Here is a 19,992-nt window from a genome sequence, read left to right on the forward strand (position 1 = left end):
GACGATGACGTCTTCGAGGAAGAGCCGCGCCGCCGCCCTGCCGGAGGAGCTGCAGGAGGCGCTGCGGCGCCGGCTGGCGGGCAGGGCCGGACGCGCCGAGGCGATCCCCCGCGCGGACCGCGCCCGGCCGCTTCCGCTGTCCTTCGCGCAGACCCGCCTGTGGTTCCTGCACACCCTCCAGCCGGACGAGGCGGGGTACAACAGCGCGGTGGCGCTGCGGCTGACCGGTGTCCTGGACCGTCCGGCGCTCTCGCGGGCGCTGGACGGTCTGGTGACCCGGCACGAGGCGCTGCGGACCACGTTCGAGGAGAGCGGCGGCCGCCCCGTACAGGTGGTGTCCGAACCCGCCCCGCTGCCGCTGTCGGTGGCGGACCTCGGCGGTGCGGCGGACGGCGCGGCGGAGCTGGACCGGCTGCTGCTCCAGGAGTACTCCCGGCCGTTCGACCTGCGGACCGGACCGCTGCTGCGGGCGCTGCTGATCCGGGTGGCCGACGAGGCGCACGTCCTGCTGCTGACGGCCCATCACATCATCACCGACGGGTGGTCGATGGGGGTCCTCACCGACGAGCTGTGCGCGCTGTACGGCGCCGAGGCCACTCCCGGGTCCGCGGATCCGCTGCCGCCGGTGCCGGTGCAGTACCCGGACTTCGCGGTGTGGCAGCGGGACCGGCTGTCCGGGGAGACGCTGGAGCGTCAGCTCGGCTACTGGACGGAGCGGCTGAAGGACACCGTGCCGCTGGAGCTGCCCACCGACCGGCCGCGGCCCGCGGTGCGCACCTCGGCGGGCGCGGTGCACACCTTCACCGTGTCGGCGGCCACCGCGTCCCGGCTGCGGGGGCTGGCCACCGAACGGCGCACCACCCTCTTCGCCGCGCTGGTGGCGGTCTGCCAGGGGCTGTTCGCCCGCTGGTCGGGACAGGACGACATCGCGATCGGCACGGTCACCTCGGGGCGGAGCCGTACCGAACTGGAGCGCGCCGTCGGCTTCTTCGTGAACACGGTGGTGCTGCGGTCGGCGGTGGACACCGCGCGCCCGTTCCAGGAGCTCCTCGATGACGCGGGTGCCCTGGTGCTGGACGCCTTCGCACACGACGACACCCCCTTCGAACGGCTGGTGGAGGCGGTGGGGGCGCGCCGGGACGCGGGCCGCAACCCGCTGTTCGATGTGATGGTGCTGCTGCACAGCACCCCGCGGAGCACACCCCGCCCCGCCGGGCTGACGGCGGAGGGCGTGGAGGTGCCCCGGCGGTCCTCGACCTTCGACCTCAGCGTCGAGTTCGTGGACGACGGGGCGGACGGCGGGGAGCTGCGGGGGCTGCTGGAGTACAGCACCGAGCTGTTCGACGCGGCGACCGTCGAGCGGATGGCGGGCCATCTGCTGACCCTGCTCGACGGGGTGACGGCCGAGCCGGAGCGGCCGCTGCGGGAGGTGCCGCTGCTGACCGACGAGGAGCGGCGCCGGGTCACCGAGGCCGGGCGCGGTCCCCTCCGCGCGATCCGGCCGACCACGTTCCCGGAGGTGTTCGCGGCACAGGCGGCCCGTACCCCGGAGGCCATCGCCCTGGTCGCCGGGGAGACGGAGTACACCTTCGCGGAGCTGGACGCGGCCGCCGACCGGCTGGCCCGTCTGCTGACCGGGCGCGGGGTGGGCCCCGAGCGGGTCGTGGGGGTGCGCCTGCCGCGCACCGCCGAGGTGGTGGTGGCGATCCTGGCCGTCCTGAAGGCCGGCGGGGTCTATCTGCCGCTCGACCCCGAACTCCCCGAGGAGCGCCTGGCATTCCTGGTCGCCGACGCGGAACCGGCGCTGGTGCTGGACGAGGCCGCGCTGCGGGAGCTGTCCGCCGAGGCGCCGGCGACCGACACCGGCCGGACCACCGCCCCGCACCCGGACGGCGCGGCGTACATCATCTACACCTCCGGTTCGACCGGCCGCCCCAAGGGAGTGGCGGTGTCCCATCGGGCGATGGTGAACCTGCTGGTCAACCACCGTCATGGACTGGTGGCCGAGGCAGGTGGCGGACGGCTGCGTGCCGCGCTGACCGCCTCGTTCTCCTTCGACACCTCGCTGGAGGGCCTGCTGCTGATGGCCGACGGCCATGAGCTGCACCTGATCGACGAGGCCACCCGGCTGGATCCGGCCGCCCTGGTCCGCCGGGTCGTCGAGCGCCGCGTCGACTTCCTCGATCTCACCCCCTCCTATCTGCGCCAGCTCCTCCCGGCCGGACTGCTCGGCGATTCCCGCCACCGCCCGCGGGTGCTGATGCTGGGCGGCGAGGCCGTCGGCGAGGCGCTGTGGCGCGAGCTGGCCGAGGTGGACGGCACCACCGCCTACAACTTCTACGGCCCCACCGAATGCGCGGTCGACGCGCTCTCCGCCCGCGTCACGGGGACCGGGCGGCCGGTGGTGGGGCGGCCGCTGGGCAATCTGCGCGCGCAGGTGCTGGACGCCCGGCTCCGCCCGGTGCCGGTGGGCGTGGCGGGTGAGCTGTATCTGTCCGGTGAGCAGCTCGCCCGCGGCTATGTGCGCCGCCCCGGACTGACCGCGGAGCGCTTCATGGCCGACCCCTGGGGGCCGCCCGGCAGCCGGATGTACCGCACCGGCGATCTGGCCCGCTGGACCGCCGACGGGGAACTGGACTACCTCGGCCGGGTGGACGACCAGGTGAAGATCCGCGGCCACCGGATCGAACCGGGCGAGATCGAGGCCGCGTTGCTCGATGTACCGTCCGTGGCCGAGGCGGCCGTCATCGCCGTGGCCGACGACCGGGGCCACGCCCGGCTGGCCGCGTACTACGTCCCGTCGCCCGGCGGGGAGCCCCCGGCCGCCGCCGAGTTGCGGGCCGCCCTGGGGCGGACCCTGCCGGGCCATATGGTCCCGGCGGTCTTCACCGCGCTGGCCACCATGCCGCTGACCACCAGCGGCAAACTGGACCGGCGGGCCCTGCCCGCCCCCCGCGCCGAGGCGGACCGGCGGGAGCACGGCTACGTACCGCCGCGCACACCGGTGGAGAAGGAGCTCGCGCGGATCTGGGCCGAGGTGCTCGGCGCCGGGCCGGTGGGCGCCACCGACAACTTCTTCGAGCTCGGCGGGGATTCGATCCTCAGCATCCAGACCGTCTCCCGGGCCCGCCAGGCCGGGCTGCGGCTCACCTCACGCGATGTCTTCCTCCATCAGACCGTGGCCGAGCTCGCCGCCGCGGTGGCCGAGCGCAGCGCGCCGGACACCACGGACACCGGACCCACCGACGACACCGGGCCCGCACCGCTGACCCCGATCCAGCACTGGTTCTTCGCCACCCACGGTCCGCTGCGCCACTTCACCATGTCCATGGTGGCCGATCTGCCCCATGACCTGGACGAGACCGCGCTCGCCGCTGCCCTGGACGCCGTGGTGGCCCACCATCCGGCCCTGCGCACCCGGTTCACCGCCGCCGAGGACACCTGGTGGCAGCGGACCGACGGCGCCGCGTCCGGCCCCCTGCTGCGCCGCCACGACCTGTCGGCGCTGGACGGCGAGGAGGAGCACACCGCCGCGGAGGCGGCGGCCGGGGCCGCCCGTGCCGGACTCGACCTGGCGAGCGGCTCCTTGCTGCGCGCCGCGCTGCTGCTGCGCGGTGCCGGGGCCCGGCCGCGGCTGTTCCTGACCGCGCACCACCTCGCCGTGGACAGCGTCTCCTGGCGCATCCTGCTCGGCGATCTGGAGGGCGCCTACCGCCAGGCGGCCGCCGGGGAGCCGATACGGCTCGAAGCGGCCGGAACCCCCTTCACCCGCTGGGCGCACCGGCTCACCGCCCAGGTGCGCGGTGGCGCACTGGACGGCGCGCTGCCGTACTGGGAGGGCGTCGGCCGTACCGGCGGCGCCCCGCTCCCGGTGGACCTCCCGGGCCGGGCGACCGCGGGCTCCACCCGTACCGTCCGGGTGCGGCTGGACCGGGAGACCACCGGCGCACTGCTGCGCCGGGTGCCCGGGGTGTACCGCACCCAGGTCAACGATGTGCTGTTGAGCGCGCTCGGGCGGGTGCTGGCCGACTGGACGCGCGATGACCGGGTGCTGGTGGCCATGGAGGGCCACGGCCGGGAGGAGATCGACGAGACGGTCGACCTGTCCCGGACCGTCGGCTGGTTCACCACCCAGTACCCGGTGGCGCTCACCCTGCCCGGCCAGGACTGGGGCGCGGTGCTGAAGTCGGTCAAGGAGCAGTTGCGCGCCCTGCCCCACCGGGGGCTGAGCTTCGAGGCGCTGGCCCACCTCGGCGCGCCCGGCTCCCCCGCCCGCGCGCTGGCCGGGCTGCCGCTGCCCGAGGTGTGCTTCAACTACCACGGCCAGTGGGAGTCCTCCGGGGACGAGGACGGGTTCACCCTCACCGGCGAGAGCCTGGGACCGGACCTCGCGGCCGGGGAGCCGTCCACCTACGCACTCGATGTGTCCGGTCTGGTGGCCGACGGCGAACTGGAGCTGACCTGGCTCTACTCCGACCAGGTGCATCACGCCGCCACGGTGCGTCGGCTGGCCGAGGCCATGCTCGGCGCGCTGCGGGAGATCGTGTGGCACTGCGGACGGCCGGACGCCGGCGGCCGTACCCCCTCCGACTTCCCGCTCGCCCGGCTGGACCAGGCGGCCGTGGACCGGCTGGCCGGGGACGGCCGCGCGATCGAGGACATCCATCCGCTGACCCCCCTCCAGGAGGGCATGCTCTTCCACCGGCTGGTCGGCGGCGCCGAGGACGTCTACCTCGACCAGGCCACCCTGGTCCTGGACGGGGTGGCCGACCCGCGGGCGTTCGCCGCTGCCTGGCAGGAGACGGTGGACCGCACCCCGGTGCTGCGCGGCGGTGTGGTGTGGGAGGACGTCGAACGGCCGGTGCAGGTCGTCCACCGGCGGGTGGACGTCCCAGTGACCCACACCGACTGGCGCGCGCTGTCCGGGGAGCGACGCGAGGAGGAGCTGGAGCGGGTCCGGGCCGAGGACCTGGCGCACGGTGTCGAGCTGAGCGCGCCACCGCTGATGCGGCTGACGCTGGCCCGGCTCACCGACGACCGGGTGGCACTGATCTGGACCTCGCACCATCTGGTCCTGGACGGCTGGAGCCTGGCGCAGGTGTTCACCGAGGTGTGCGAGCGGTATGCCGCGGGGGTCCGGGGCGACCGCCCCGTCCTGCCCTCCCGCCGTCCGTTCCGCGACTACCTCCAGTGGCTGGACGGCCAGGACGAGGCGGAGGCGCGGGAACACTGGCGTGCGCTGCTCGCGGGCTTCACCGCGCCCACCCCGCTGCCCTGGGACCGCGGTCCCCTGGAGTCGCACGGGGCCCGGTCCTCCGCCACCCTGTCGGTTGCACTTGGCAAGGACGCCTCGGACGAGCTGCGCCGTACCGCGCAGAGCCACGGGCTCACCGTCAACACCCTGGTGCAGGGCGCCTGGGCGCTGCTGCTGTCGCGGTACAGCGGTGAGCGGGACGTGGTCTTCGGCACCACCGTCTCGGGCCGCCCGGCCGAACTGGCCGGGGTGGAGGCGATGGTGGGCATGTTCATCAACACCCTGCCCACCCGGGTCCGGGTGGACGGGACCCGCAACACCGTGGAGTGGCTGCGGGAGCTCCAGATGGCGCAGGCCGGGTCACGGCGGTACGAGGCGGTCTCGCTGGCCCAGCTCACCGGCTGGAGCGAGCTCCCGGCGGGCACCGCGCTCTTCGACAGCATGGTGGCCTTCGAGAACTACCCGTTCGACGACTCCTCGGCGCGCGAGGCGGGTCTGCGGATCGCCGAGGTGCGGTCGACCGACGCCACCAACTTTCCGCTGAGCCTGCGGGCCCATCTGTCCGACCGGCTCGGCTTCGACCTGGGCTACGACCCCGGTCTGTTCGACGAGCGGACCGCGGCCGACCTCGCCGACCGGCTGTGTCTGCTGCTCCGGCAGATGGCGGCCGACCCGGCCCGCCCCTTGCGGGCGCTGCCGTGGACCACCGACGCGGAGCGCGCCCGGCTGGTGGGCGCATGGGCCGGAGGGGACACCGCACGGTGGCCGTCACCCGAGCGGACCGTGGTGGAGGCGTTCGCCGAGCAGGTGGCCCGCACCCCCGGTACCATCGCCGTCGGCTGCGCCGGGGAGGCACTGTCCTACGCCGAACTCGACGCGCGGTCCGGACGGCTGGCCCACCGGCTGGTCGCCGAGGGCGCCGGCCGGGAGCGGTATGTGGCGCTGGCGCTCCCCCGGTCACTCGACATGGTCGTGACCATCGTGGCGGTGCTGAAGACGGGTGCGGCCTATCTGCCGGTGGACCCCGATCTGCCCGCCGCCCGGATCGCGCATCTGCTCGCCGACACCGCACCGGTGCTGGTGGTGACCACCCGGGAGCTGGCGCCACGGTGTGCCGGGGAGGTGGCGGCGCTGTGCCTGGACGACCCGGCGGTGTCCGGGGACCTGGCGGGCCGTCCCGCCACCGTCCCGGCCGGGTGCGGACCGCTGCCGGACAGCCCCGCCTACGCCATCTACACCTCCGGCTCGACCGGACTGCCGAAGGGCGTGGTGGTGCCGCACCGCAACGTGGTGCGGCTGTTCACCGCCACCGACCCCTGGTTCGGCTTCGGCCCGGACGATGTGTGGACGATGTTCCACTCCTATGCCTTCGACTTCTCGGTGTGGGAGATCTGGGGCCCGCTGCTGCACGGCGGACGGCTCGTGGTGGTGCCCTACGCCGTCTCGCGCTCCCCGGAGGAGTTCCTGCGGCTGCTGGCCGAGGAGCGGGTCACCGTCCTCAGCCAGACACCCTCGGCGTTCGCCGCGCTGGCGCGTGCCGACGAGGAACGTCCGGGCACCGAACTGGCCCTGCGCACCGTGGTGTTCGGCGGTGAGGCGCTGGACCCCCGGCGGCTTGCGGGCTGGTACGCGCGCCACGGCGACACCGCGCCGGTGCTGGTCAACATGTACGGCATCACCGAGACCACCGTCCATGTCACCCACACCGCGCTGGACCGGGCGGGCGCGGCCCGCGCCACCGGCAGCGGGATCGGCACCGGCATCCCCGATCTGCGGGTGTATGTGCTCGACGAGGGTCTGGAACCGGTGCCGCCGGGTGCGGCAGGTGAGCTGTACGTGGCCGGGGCGGGGCTGGCCCGCGGCTATCTGCGCCGCCCGGGGCTGACCGCGTCCCGTTTCGTCGCGGACCCGTTCGGTCCGCCCGGCACCCGGATGTACCGCACCGGCGACCGGGCGCGGTGGACCGCGGACGGCACCTTGGAGTACCTGGGCCGCGCCGACCACCAGGTGAAGATCCGTGGCTTCCGGATCGAGCCCGGTGAGATCGAGGCGGCCCTGACCGCCCGTCCGGACGTGGCCGACGCGGTGGTGACCGTACGCGAGGACCAGCCCGGGGTGCGACGGCTGGTGGCGTACACGGTGGCGGCGGAGCAGTCCGCCCGGCCGTCCGCCGCCGAGCTGCGCGAGGCGCTCGGCCGTACCCTGCCCGCGCATATGGTCCCGGCCGCGTACGTCCCGCTGGACGCGCTGCCGCTGACCGTCAACGGCAAACTGGACCGGGCGGCGCTGCCCGCGCCCGGCGCGGAGGGCTTCGCCACCAGCGGGGAGCGCATCGCCCCGCGCACCCCGGCCGAACGGACGGTGGCCGGGGCGCTGGCCGAGGTGCTGGGTGTCACGGAGGTCGGCGCGGAGGACAACTTCTTCGCGCTGGGCGGGGATTCGATCCTGGCGATCCGGGTGGCCTCCCGGCTGCGGACGGCCTTCGGCACCGAGGTGTCCCCGCGCGCCCTGTTCACCCATGCCACGGTGGCCGCCCTGGCCGCCGCGCTCACCGCGCCCGCCGCGGCGGAGGCCGGGCGGGCCATCCCGGCCGTCCCGCGCGGCGGGGATCTGCCGCTGTCCTTCGCTCAGCAACGGCTTTGGTTCCTCGACTCCTTCGACGACGACGGCACCGAGTACCTCACCCCGTTCGGACTGCGGCTGCGCGGAGAGCTGGACACCACCGCGCTGGGCGCCGCGCTGGACGGGCTGGTGGCCCGGCACGAACCGCTGCGCACCACCTTCGCCGAGGTGGACGGGCGCGGTGTGCAGCGGGTGCGGGAGCCCTACCGGGTGGAGCTGCCGCTGCGCGACCTGAGCGGGAGGGACGGGGCCGGGCGTGCGCGGGAGCTGGAGGAGCTGCTGGCGCGGGAGACCACGACCCCTGTCGACCTGCGCACCGGACCCCCGCTGCGGGCATCCCTGATCCGGCTGGCGGACACCGAGCACATCCTCACCCTGACGATGCATCACATCGTCACGGACGGCTGGTCCACCGCCGTCATCGGCACCGATCTGACCGAGCTGTACGCGGCGGCGCTGGCCGGACGGCCCGCCGCACTGCCCGCACTGCCCATCGGTTACGCCGACTACGCGGCCTGGCAGCGCGATCCGGACGGCGGGGCCGCGCTGGTGGAGCCGCAGCTGGCGCACTGGCGGGAGCGGCTGGCAGGGCTGGTCCCGCTGGAGCTGCCGACCGACCGCCCCAGGCCGCCGGTCCAGACCCGGAACGGGGCGCTGCTGGAGTTCGCCCTGGACGCGGAGCTGGTGGCGGGGTTGCGGGAGACCGGCCGCCGCGCGGACGGCACCCTGTTCACCGCTCTCCTCGCCACCTGCCAGGTGCTGTTCGCCCGCTGGTCGGGACAGGAGGACATCACCGTCGGCACGGTGACCTCCGGCCGGGAGCGGCCCGAACTGGAACACCTGGTGGGCATGTTCGTGCACACCCTGGTGCTGCGGAACCGGGTGCGCGCCGACCGGCCGTTCCCGGAGCTGCTGGCCGAGGTGCGCGCCACCGTGCTGGACGCCTTCGCCCACCAGGACGTGCCGTTCGAGCGGATCGTGGACGAGCTCCAGCCGGAGCGGGACACCAGCCGCAGCCCGCTGTTCCAGGTGATGGTGGCCCTGCACAACCTGGGCGGCGAGGTGCCGCGGCTGCCCGGTCTGAGCGTGGAGGCCGTCCGGATGCCCGGCCGCACCACGGGGTTCGACCTCGGGATCGACTTCGTGGAGCACGGGGACACCGTCACCGCGTTCGTGGAGTACAGCACCGATCTGTTCGACCGGGAGACCGTGGAGCGGATGTGCGCATCGCTGCGGCTGCTGCTGGCGGCGGTGGCACGGGACCCGGAGCGCACGGTGGGCGAACTGCCGCTGCTCTCGGAGAATGAGCGCCACACGGTGCTGGAGGAGTGGAACGCCACCGCGCTCCCGGTGCCGGACACCACCTTCCCCCGGCTGTTCGAGGAGCAGGCGGCCCGGACCCCGCACGCCACCGCGCTGGTGGCCGAGGACGCGGCGTACGACTTCGCGGAGCTCAACGCCCGCGCCAACCGGCTGGCCCACCATCTGATCGGCCTCGGGGTCGCCCCGGAGACGGTGGTCGCGGTCCGGCTGCCGCGCACCTCCGCGCTGCCGGTGGCGCTGCTCGCCGTCCTCAAGGCGGGCGGGACCTATCTGTATCTGGACCCCGAACTGCCCGAGGAGCGGCTGCGGTTCCTGCTCGGGGACGCGGGCCCGGAGGTGGTCCTCACCCCGGAGAGCCTGGCCACCGCGTCCCTCGACGGACTGCCCGCCACCGATCCGGCGGACGGCGACCGGCGGGCCCCGCTGCGCCCGGAGCACACCGCGTACCTCAACTACACCTCGGGCTCCACCGGCCGCCCCAAGGGCGTGGCCGTGGAACACCGCCAGCTGGTCAATCTCTGCCATGACCACCGGACCGCACTGGTCGAGCCGCACACCGCCGCGGGCGGCCGCCCGATGCGTACCGCGCTCACCGCCGCGTTCTCCTTCGACACCTCCTGGGAGGGCCCGCTGATGCTGGCCCTGGGCCAGGAGGTGCATCTGATCGGCGATGCCGAACGGCTCGACCCGGCCGCGCTGGTGGAGCTGATCCGCGGCCGCGAACTGGACTTCCTCGACCTCACCCCGTCCTATCTGCACGAGCTGGTGGCCGCCGGACTGTTCACTCCGGGACATCACCACCCGCGCGTGGTGATGGTGGGCGGTGAGGCCCTGGACCCGGCGCTGTGGCGGGAGCTGCGCGCCCTGCCGGAGACGGCCGCGTACAACTTCTACGGACCCACCGAGTGCACGGTGGACGCGGTGTACGGACCGCTGTCCGGGCTCGGCGACCGGCCGCTCATCGGGCGGCCCGGGCGCAATCTGCGTGCCTATGTCCTGGACGGCGCGCTGCGGCCGGTGCCACCGGGGATACCGGGTGAACTGCATCTGGCCGGTGCCCAGATCGCCCGTGGCTACCACGGCCGCCCCGGGCTCACCGCGGAGCGGTTCGTGGCGGATCCGTACGGTCCGCCCGGCACCCGGATGTACCGCACCGGCGACCGGGCCCGCTGGACCGCGGACGGGACGCTGGAGTTCCTGGGCCGCACCGACGAGCAGGTCAAGATCCGTGGCTTCCGGATCGAGCCCGGTGAGATCGAGTCGGCGCTGCGCGACCATCCGGCGGTGGCGGACACCGTGGTGGTGGTCCGGGAGGACACCGGCCACCGGCGGCTGGTGGCCTATCTGGTGGCCGGGGAGCCGGGATCTCCGTGCGATCCGGTGGCCTTGCGCGCCTGGCTGAAGCGGACCCTGCCCGACTACATGGTCCCCTCCGCCTTCGTCGCCCTGGAGCGGATCCCGCGGTCGGACAGCGGGAAGGTGGACCGGCGGGCGCTGCCCGCACCGCCGCTCCCGTCCGAGGACGGGGAGTACACCGCGCCGCGCACCCCGGTCGAGGCCGAACTGGCCCGGATCTGGGCCGAGGTGCTGGGCGTCCCCCGGGTCGGTGTGGCGGACAACTTCTTCGCGCTGGGCGGCGATTCGATCCTCAGCATCCAGATCGTCTCCCGGGCCCGTCAGGCCGGTCTGCGGCTGACCTCCAAGGACATCTTCCGCCACCAGACCGTCGCGGAACTCGCGGTCGGCACCGTCGCGCTCGCCGCCCCGGGGCCCGTGGCCGCCGCGGCACCGTCAGGGCCGGCACCGCTGACCCCGATCCAGCAGGCGTATCTGGAACACCGGCGGCCCGGCGAGGCCCACCACTTCACCATGACCCACCGGCTGCGGCTCACCGATGACCTCGATGTGGCCGCGCTGCGGCGGGCGGTACACGCCCTGGTGACCCACCATCCCGCGCTTCGCACCCGGTTCACCGTCTCCGACGGGCGGTGGCGGCAGGAAGTGCTTCCCACGGCCCCCGACGAGGTGTTCCAGCGCTACGACCTGTCCGGACTCGGTGACGAGGCGCGGGAGGAGGCGGTGCGGGAGGCCACCGTCCGGGCCCGGACCGGTCTGGACATCGGCGCGGGAGCGGTGGTGCGCGCGCTGCTGTTCACCGCCGGCCACCAGCAGCCGCCCGAGCTGCTGCTCACCGCCCACCACCTGGTGGTGGACGGGGTGTCGTGGCGCGTCCTCCTGGGCGATCTGGAGACCGCGTACCGGCAGGCGGCCGACGGCGGCACGCCCGGACTCCCGCCGGTGGGCAGTGGCTGCGCCCAGTGGGCGGCCCGGCTGGCGGAACACGTACGCTCCGGCAGCCTCGACGACGAGCGGGCGTACTGGACGCGCACCGCGCGGACACCGGCCACCGCACTGCCGGTGGACCGGGACGGGGTCAACACCCAGGAGACCGCCGCCACGGTGACCGCCGTCCTCGGGCGGGCCGAGACCGGTGCGCTGCTGCGCGACGTCCCCGGGGTGTACCACACCCGGATCAACGATGTGCTGCTCAGCGCCCTCGGCCGGACCCTGGCCCGGTGGACCGGTGGGGACACCGTGCTGATCGGGATGGAGGGCCACGGCCGTGAGGATCTGTTCGACGACATCGATCTGTCGCGCGCGGTCGGCTGGTTCACCGCCGAGTTCCCGCTCGCGCTGACCGTGGCGGGCGAAGCCGACTGGCGGGACACCCTGCGGTCGGTCAAGGAGCAGCTGCGGGCGGTGCCGCGGCGCGGTGTGGGCTACGGCGCGCTGCGCCACCTCGCGGCGGAGGGGTCCGGGGCCGGGGCGCTGCGCGCCGGTCCGGAGCCACAGGTGTCCTTCAACTACCACGGCCGCTGGGAGGTGTCCGACGGCGGCGCCGCGTCCGGCCTCTGCCGCGAGACGCTGCCGGTGACCGGCCGGGAGGCGCCGGACGGGGAGACCCGCGGCTGTCTGCTGGAGATCACCGGCGCGGTCCAGGACGGCCGGCTGGAGCTGGGCTGGACCTATCCGTCCCGGATGTACGACGAGGCGACGGTGCGGGGGCTGGCCGATGGCGTGATGGCCGCGCTGCGGGAGATCGTGGAGCACTGCGCCACGCCCGGTGCGGGCGGCCGCACCCCGTCCGACTTCCCGCTCGCCGGGCTGGACCAGCGCCAGGTGGATCTGCTCGCGGGCGACGGCGCCGCGGTGGAGGACATCTGTCCGCTGACGCCGCTGCAGTCCGGGATGGTCTTCCACGGGCTGGTGGAGACGGACACCGGCGAGGGCGGTGGCGCCTACGTCGACCAGATGGCGCTGCGCATCGGCGGGATCAGCGATCCGCACGCCTTCGCCGCCGCCTGGCAGGCCGTGGTGGACCGGACGCCGGTGCTGCGCAGCGCGGTGCGCTGGCAGGGGCTGGCCGCCCCGGTGCAGGTGGTGTACCGCGAGGCGGTGCTGCCAGTGGCGCACCACGACTGGCGGGAACTGTCCCCGGCGGCGCGGGAGGCGGCGCTGCGGCGGCTGCTGGCCGAGGACCGGGCGGCCGGGATGGAGCTGACGGCGGCTCCGCTGAGCCGGATCGCGCTGGCCAGGCTCTCCGACGACGAGATCACCCTGGTGTGGACCTCGCACCATGTGATGCTGGACGGCTGGAGCACCGGCCAGGTGTTCGCCGAGGTGTGCGAGGGCTACGCCGCGCTCACCGAGGGCCGCACACCCCAGCCGCCCGCCCGCCGTCCGTTCCGGGACTTCCTGCACTGGCTGGGCGAACAGGACCAGGAGCGGGCCGAGGGCTGGTGGCGGGAGGCGCTGGCGGGGTTCACCGCGCGCACCCCGCTGCCGTACGACCGGCAGCCGGCCGGGGCGCACCGCGCCGACTCCGGTGAGCTGACCCGGCTGGAGCTGAGCCGCGAGGTGTCCGCACGGCTGCGGGAGACCGCGCGCCGCCACGGGCTGACCGTCAACACGGTGGTGCAGGGCGCATGGGCGCTGCTGCTGTCCCGCTACGGCGGGGTGTCCGACGTGGTGTTCGGCACCACCGTCTCGGGCCGTCCGGCCGAACTGCCGGGTGTGGAGACGATGGTCGGCATGTTCATCAACACGGTGCCGACCAGGGCCGTGGTGGAGGGCGGCCGGGAGGTGGCGGCGTGGCTGCGGGAGCTCCAGGAGCACCAGAGCGACTCCCGCCGCTTCGACTTCGTATCGCTGCCGCGGATCCAGGCGCTGAGCGCGCTGCCACCGGGTGAGGCGCTCTTCGACAGCATGGTGGTCTTCGAGAACTACCCCTTCGACGAGTCCTCCGCGGCCGGGGCCGGGATCGTCCTCCACGAGGTGCGGGCCGAGGACTCCACCAGTTTCCCGCTGTGTCTGCGGGCCTATCTGGGCGAGACGCTCGGCTTCGACATCGCCTATGACCCGGCGCTGTTCGACGCCTCCACGGCGGAGCGGGCGGCGGGCCATCTGCGGACCCTGCTGACCGGTATCGCCGACGGCGCCGGTGGCACCGTGGACGCGCTGGAGCTGCTGACCGGGCCGGAGCGCCGGGCGGCCGCGGCGCAGTGGCACACCTCGGCCCCGCCGCCGCCCGCCACCTCGCTCCCCGGGGCGTTCACCGCACAGGCCGCGCTGACCCCGGACGCGGTGGCGGTCACCGACGGCGCCACCACCCTCGACTACCGCGCGCTGGAGGACTGGTCGGACCGGCTGGCGGGGGTGCTGGTGCGGTCCGGGGTGCGGACCGAGGAGCGGGTCGGGCTGCTCATGGACCGGTCGGCCGAACTGGTCGTGGCACAGCTCGCGGTGGTCAAGGCGGGCGGGGTGTACGTACCGGTGGACACCCGGGCCCCGGGTGAGCGGCGGCGGGCGCTGCTGGAGAGCGCGGGCGCGGCGGTGACACTGACCGCCGCCGAGGTGGCGGCGGCGCGGGACGCCGATCCGGCCCCGCCGTCCGCCCCGGCCCACCGGGATCAGCTGGCGTACGTGATGTTCACCTCCGGATCGACCGGGGAGCCGAAGGCGGTGGGGGTGCGCCACCGCGATGTGGTGGCGCTCGCCCGCCACCGTGGTTTCGACGGCGTCGGACACCAGCGGGTGCCGCTGCATTCGCCGGTGGCGTTCGACGCCGCCACCTACGAGGTGTGGGTGCCGCTGCTGCGCGGCGGACAGGTGGTCGTGGCACCGCCGGGCGAACTGGACGCCGGGGGCTTGCGGACGCTGGTGGCCGCGCACGGGGTGACGGGTCTGTGGCTGACCGCCGGGCTGTTCCGGCTGCTGGCCCAGGACGCCCCGGACTGTTTCGCGGGGCTGCGCGAGGTGTGGACCGGTGGTGACGTGGTGCCCGCCGCCTCGGTGCGCCGGGTGCTGGCCCGGTGCCCCGGGCTGACCGTGGTGGACGGCTACGGGCCGACGGAGACCACGACGTTCGCCACGTCCTTCGCGATGTCCGGGGCGGACACGGTGCCGGAGATCGTGCCTATCGGCCGTCCGCTGGACCACACCCGGGTCCATGTACTGGACGCACGGCTGCGGATCGTGCCCCCCGGTGTGGTCGGCGAGCTGTACGTGGCCGGGGAGGGCGTGGCCCGTGGCTATCTGGACCGGCCCGGCACGACCGCCGCGTCGTTCGTGGCCGACCCCTACGGGCCGCCCGGCGAGCGGATGTACCGCACCGGGGACCTGGCGCGGCGCCGGCCGGACGGTGCGGTGGAGTTCGCCGGACGCGCCGACGACCAGGTGAAGGTGCGGGGTTTCCGGATCGAGCCCGGTGAGATCGAGGCGGTCCTGACCGCCCGCCCGGACGTGGCCGACGCGGCGGTGGTGGCCCGGGAGGACCGGCCGGGCGCGAAGCGGCTGGTGGCGTATGTGGTGGCGCCGGACGGCGGCGCGGTGGACGGTGAGCTCCTGCGCTCCCACGCCGCGGAGCGGCTGCCCGACTACATGGTGCCGTCGGCCGTGGTGACCCTCGCAGCGCTGCCGCTGAGCCGCAACGGCAAGGTGGACCGCGGTGCGCTGCCCGCCCCGGCCCCGGCCGCGGGCGGTGTTCCCTCACGGGAGCCGCGCGGTGCGGCGGAGCGGGTGACGGCGGAGGTCTGGGCCGAGGTGCTGGGGGTGGAACGGGTCGGCGCCGAGGACGACTTCTTCGCGCTGGGCGGTGATTCGATCCTCAGCATCCGGCTCACCTCCCGGCTGCGGGAGGCGTTCGGCCGGGAACTGTCGCCCCGGATGGTGTTCACGCATCCGACCGTCGCCGCGCTCGCCGCGGCCCTCGGCGCGCCCGAGGCCCGCACCGGACGGCGGCCCACCCCGATGGTGTCGGTGCGCCGGGACGGGGAGCTGCCGCTGTCGTATCCCCAGCAGCGTCTGTGGTTCCTGGACTCCTTCGAACCGGACAGCGCGGAGTACATCACCCCGCTGGCGCTGCGGATGCGCGGGGAGCTCGACCTCGGGGCGCTGGGCCGGGCGCTGACCGCCCTGGTCGCCCGGCACGAGTCGCTGCGGACCACCTTCGACGCGGTGGACGGCCGGGGCACACAGATCGTGCACCCGCCGGCCGAGGTCCGGCTCGACCCCACCGATCTGTCGTCGCTGGCCGACGAGGCGCGCAAGGCCGAACTGGCGGAGCTGCTGGCGTACGAGCGGGCCCGCCCGTTCGACCTGCGGCGCGGTCCGCTGCTGCGCGTGGCGCTGATCCGGATGGACGCCCACGACCATGTCCTCGCCCTGACGCTGCACCACATCATCACGGACGGCTGGTCCACCGGGGTGCTCACCGGCGATCTGCGGGAGCTGTACCGGGCGGAGCTGACCGGGGAGCCCGCCGCCCTGCCGCCGCTGCCGGTCGGGTACCCGGACTACGCGTCCTGGCAGCGCGCCGAACTGGCCGGACCGCATGCCGAGGAGGAACTCGCCTACTGGAAGCATCAGTTGGCCGGGGTGCCACCGCTGGAGCTGCCCACCGACCGGCCCCGTCCGGCGGTCCAGACCCGCAACGGCGCCACGGTGGAGTTCCGTCTGCCCGTGGACGTGACCGGACGGCTGAAGGCCGACGGCCGGGCCCGGGGCACCACCCTGTTCATGACCCTGGTGGCGGCGTCCCAGATCCTGCTGGCCCGGCTGTCGGGGCAGCGGGACATCGCCGTGGGCACGGTGACCTCGGGCCGGGACCGCACCGAGGTGGAGCGGCTGATCGGGTTCTTCGTCAACACCCTGGTGCTGCGGTCCACGGTGGACCCCCGGCGTGGGTACGGCGACTTCCTGACCGAGGTGCGCGGCACGGTCCTGGACGCCTTCGCGCATCAGAGCGTGCCGTTCGAGCGGGTGGTGGACGAGGTGCAGCCGGCGCGGGACACCAGCCGGACACCGCTGTTCCAGGCGATGGTGGTCCTCCAGAACATCCCCGCCCCGGCGATGGAGCTGCCCGGTCTGACGCTGGAGGACGTCGAACTCGATGTGCACACCGCCAGCTTCGACCTCACCCTGGAGTTCGCCGAGGGGGCGGACGGCGCGCTGCGCGGACTGATCGGGTACAACACCGATCTGTTCGACACCCCGACCGCCGAGCGGATGGCGGGCGCCCTGACGTCCCTGCTCACCGGGATCGCCGAGAATCCAGACCGGCCGGTGGGCGCACTGCCGCTGACCACCGCGGAGGAGCTGCGGCGCACCCTGGTGGAGTGGAACGACACCGGACGGCCGGTGCCGCCCGCCACCCTGCCCGAGCTGTTCGCACGGCAGGTGGCGGCGGCGCCGGAGGCCACGGCCGTCCGGCACCCGGCAGGTGAACTCAGCTACGCCGCGCTGGACTCGGCGGCGAACCGGCTGGCCCACCGGCTGGCCGGGCGGGGCGTGGGCCCGGAGCGGCTCGTCGCGCTGGTGCTGCCGCGGTCGGTGGAAATGGTGGTGGCCCAGCTTGCCGTGGTGAAGGCGGGCGGTGCGTTCCTGCCCGTCGACCCGGCCTACCCCGAGGAGCGGAAGGCGTTCATGCTCCGGGACGCCGCACCCGCGGTGGTGCTGGACGACCCCGCGTCGGTCTGGGTCGAGGAGGGTCCGGCGGACCCGCCGGACACGGCGCAGCTGACACCGGACCACCCGGCGTACATCATCTACACCTCCGGATCCACCGGGGTGCCCAAGGCCGTGGTGGTCGCCCACACCGGTCTTGCGAACTTCTCGGCCGCGGTCACCGCGCACTACGAGGTCCGCGCCGGGGACCGGGTGCTCCAGTTCGCCTCGCCCAGCTTCGACGCCTCCGTCCTGGAGCTGTGCGCCGCGCTGACCTGCGGGGCCACCCTGGTGGTCGCGGACGAGGGCCCGCTGCTGGGCGACCGGCTGGCCGGGGTCCTCCGGGACCAGCGGATCACCCACGCCCTGATCCCCCCGGCGGCCCTGGCCACCGTTCCGGAGACGGACCTGCCCGGGCTGCGCACCCTGATCGTCGGCGGTGACGCGTGCACGGCCGCGCTGGTGGACCGCTGGGCGCCCGGCCGCAGGATGGTCAACTCCTACGGCCCGACCGAGGCCACGGTGGTGAGCACCTGGTCCGGGCCGCTGACCGCCGGTTCCCCGGCGCCCCCGATCGGCCGTCCGATCCCCGGCAGCCGTGCCTACGTCCTGGACGAGGCGCTGCGCCCGGTGCCGGTCGGAGTGGCCGGGGAGCTGTATGTGGCGGGCCCCGGACTGGCGCGCGGCTATCTGGGCCGGGCAGGGCTGACCGCCGCGCGGTTCACCGCCGATCCCTTCGGCCCCGCGGGCGGGCGGATGTACCGCACCGGCGATGTGGTGCGCTGGGAGGCGGACGGGACCCTGCGGTTCCTCGGCCGGGCGGACGACCAGGTCAAGGTGCGCGGGTTCCGTATCGAACCCGGCGAGGTGGAGGCCGCGTTGCGGCGCAGCCCCGAGGTGCGCGAGGCGGTCGTGGCGGTCCGGGACACCTCCGCCGCGGCGGAATCCCCTTCGGGTCTGAAGCGGCTGGTCGGCTATGTGGTCCCGGCGCCGGGCGCCACCCCCACCGCCGCGTCCCTGCGTGACTTCCTGGGCCGGATCCTGCCGGACCACCTGGTGCCCTCGGCGTACGCCACCCTGGACGCCCTGCCGCTCACCCCGAACGGCAAGGTGGACCGGCGGGCGCTGCCGGATCCCGATCCGGCACCGGCCTCCTCCGGCGCCGGACATCTCGCGCCGCGCACTCCCCTGGAGAGCCGGATCGCGGCGATCTGGGCAGATGTCCTGGGTCTTGAACGGGTCGGCGCCCACGACAACTTCTTCGACCTGGGCGGGGACTCCATCCTCTCCATCCAGGTGGTCTCGCGGGCCCGGCAGTCCGGTCTGCACATGTCCACCAAGGACCTGTTCACCCATCAGACGGTGGCGGCGCTGGCGGAGGTGGTGACGGCCGAGCGGGCCGCGGAGCGGTCGGGGCCGGTCACCGGGTCCCTTCCGCTCACCCCGATCCAGGACTGGTTCTTCACCACCCACACCGTCCATCCGCACCACTTCAACCAGTCCGCGCTGCTGGAACTGCACCAGTATCCGGACGAGGCGGCGCTGGAGCGGGCCCTCACCGCCCTGCTGACGCACCATGACGCGCTGCGGATGCGCTTCGTACGGGACGCGGAGGAGTGGCGGCAGGAGAACCCGGGGCCCGACCCCACCGCCACCGTGCTGATCCGGCACGATCTGTCCGCACTGCCACCGGCGGAGGCCGACGCGGCGATGGAGCAGGCGGCCGACGCGGCTCACGCGGGCTTCGCGCTGGACCGGGGACCGCTGCTGAAGGCGGCGCTGTTCCGGCGCGGGGACACCCGGCGTCCCTTCCTCTTCCTGACCGCCCATCACCTGGTGATCGACGGGGTGTCCTGGCGGATCGTGCTGGACGACCTGGACACCGCGTACCAGCAGGCCCTCCGGGGCGAACCGGTGGACCTCGGCCCGAAGACGACCTCGTTCCGCGACTGGGCCACCGGGCTCGCCGCCCATGTCGCCGACGGCGGCCTGGACCACGAGACCGACCACTGGGCCGCCGCGCTGGGGGCCCGGCCGCTGCCCGTCGACCACACCGTCGACACCCCGGGCGCGGCGAAGGACACGGTGCCGGTCGAGGTCGGTGAGACGGACACCGAGGCGCTGCTGCGTTCGGCTCCCACCGCCTACCGCACCCGGATCAACGACGTGCTGCTGGCCGCGCTGGCACTGGCGCTCGCGCGCTGGACGGGGCGGGGCCGGGTGGCCGTCGAACTCGAGGGCCACGGCCGGGAGGACATCGTCGAGGGCGCCGATCTCTCCCGTACGGTCGGCTGGTTCACCACGATGTACCCGGTCTCCTTCGAGGTGCCCGGCGGGGGCGAGGGCGGCGACCTCGCCGCGACCGACTGGCGCGGACTGGTCAAGTCGGTGCGGCGGCAGTTGCGGACGGTACCCGGCAACGGCTTCGGCTACGGGGCGCTGCGCACCTTCGGCACCCCACAGGTGCGGGAGCGGCTGACCGGCACCGGCCCGGGGCCGCAGATCGTCTTCAACTACCTGGGCCAGTGGGACGCCCGCTCCTCGCAGGCCCAGGGCGGTCTGTTCCACGCCGAACACGGCTCCTTCGGCCAGGACCACGCCCCGGGCCAGGGCGGATCCCATCTGCTGGAGGTGGTGGGCGCGGTGCAGGACGGCCGGCTCGGCTTCACCTGGTACTACCACCCCGCCGTGCACGAGCGGTCGACGGTGGCGGCGGTGGCCTCGGACTTCGCGGACGCGCTGCGCCGGATCGCCCGGGACTGCCGGGGCGAGGGATGACCAAGGAACGG

General features: G+C 74.4%; 1 protein-coding gene. It reads left to right on the forward strand.

All coding sequences use genetic code 11. The features are described from left to right. The first annotated feature begins 4 nt into the window (after positions 1-4). The gene (locus tag NMK44_RS12260) at positions 5-19,981 is read left to right on the forward strand and encodes a non-ribosomal peptide synthase/polyketide synthase (RefSeq protein WP_254741613.1); all 19,977 of its coding nucleotides are present in this window, start codon (positions 5-7) and stop codon (positions 19,979-19,981) included. Positions 19,982-19,992 lie beyond the last annotated feature (11 nt).

Source organism: Streptomyces cucumeris (assembly GCF_024295805.1).
GTDB lineage: Bacteria > Actinomycetota > Actinomycetes > Streptomycetales > Streptomycetaceae > Streptomyces > Streptomyces cucumeris.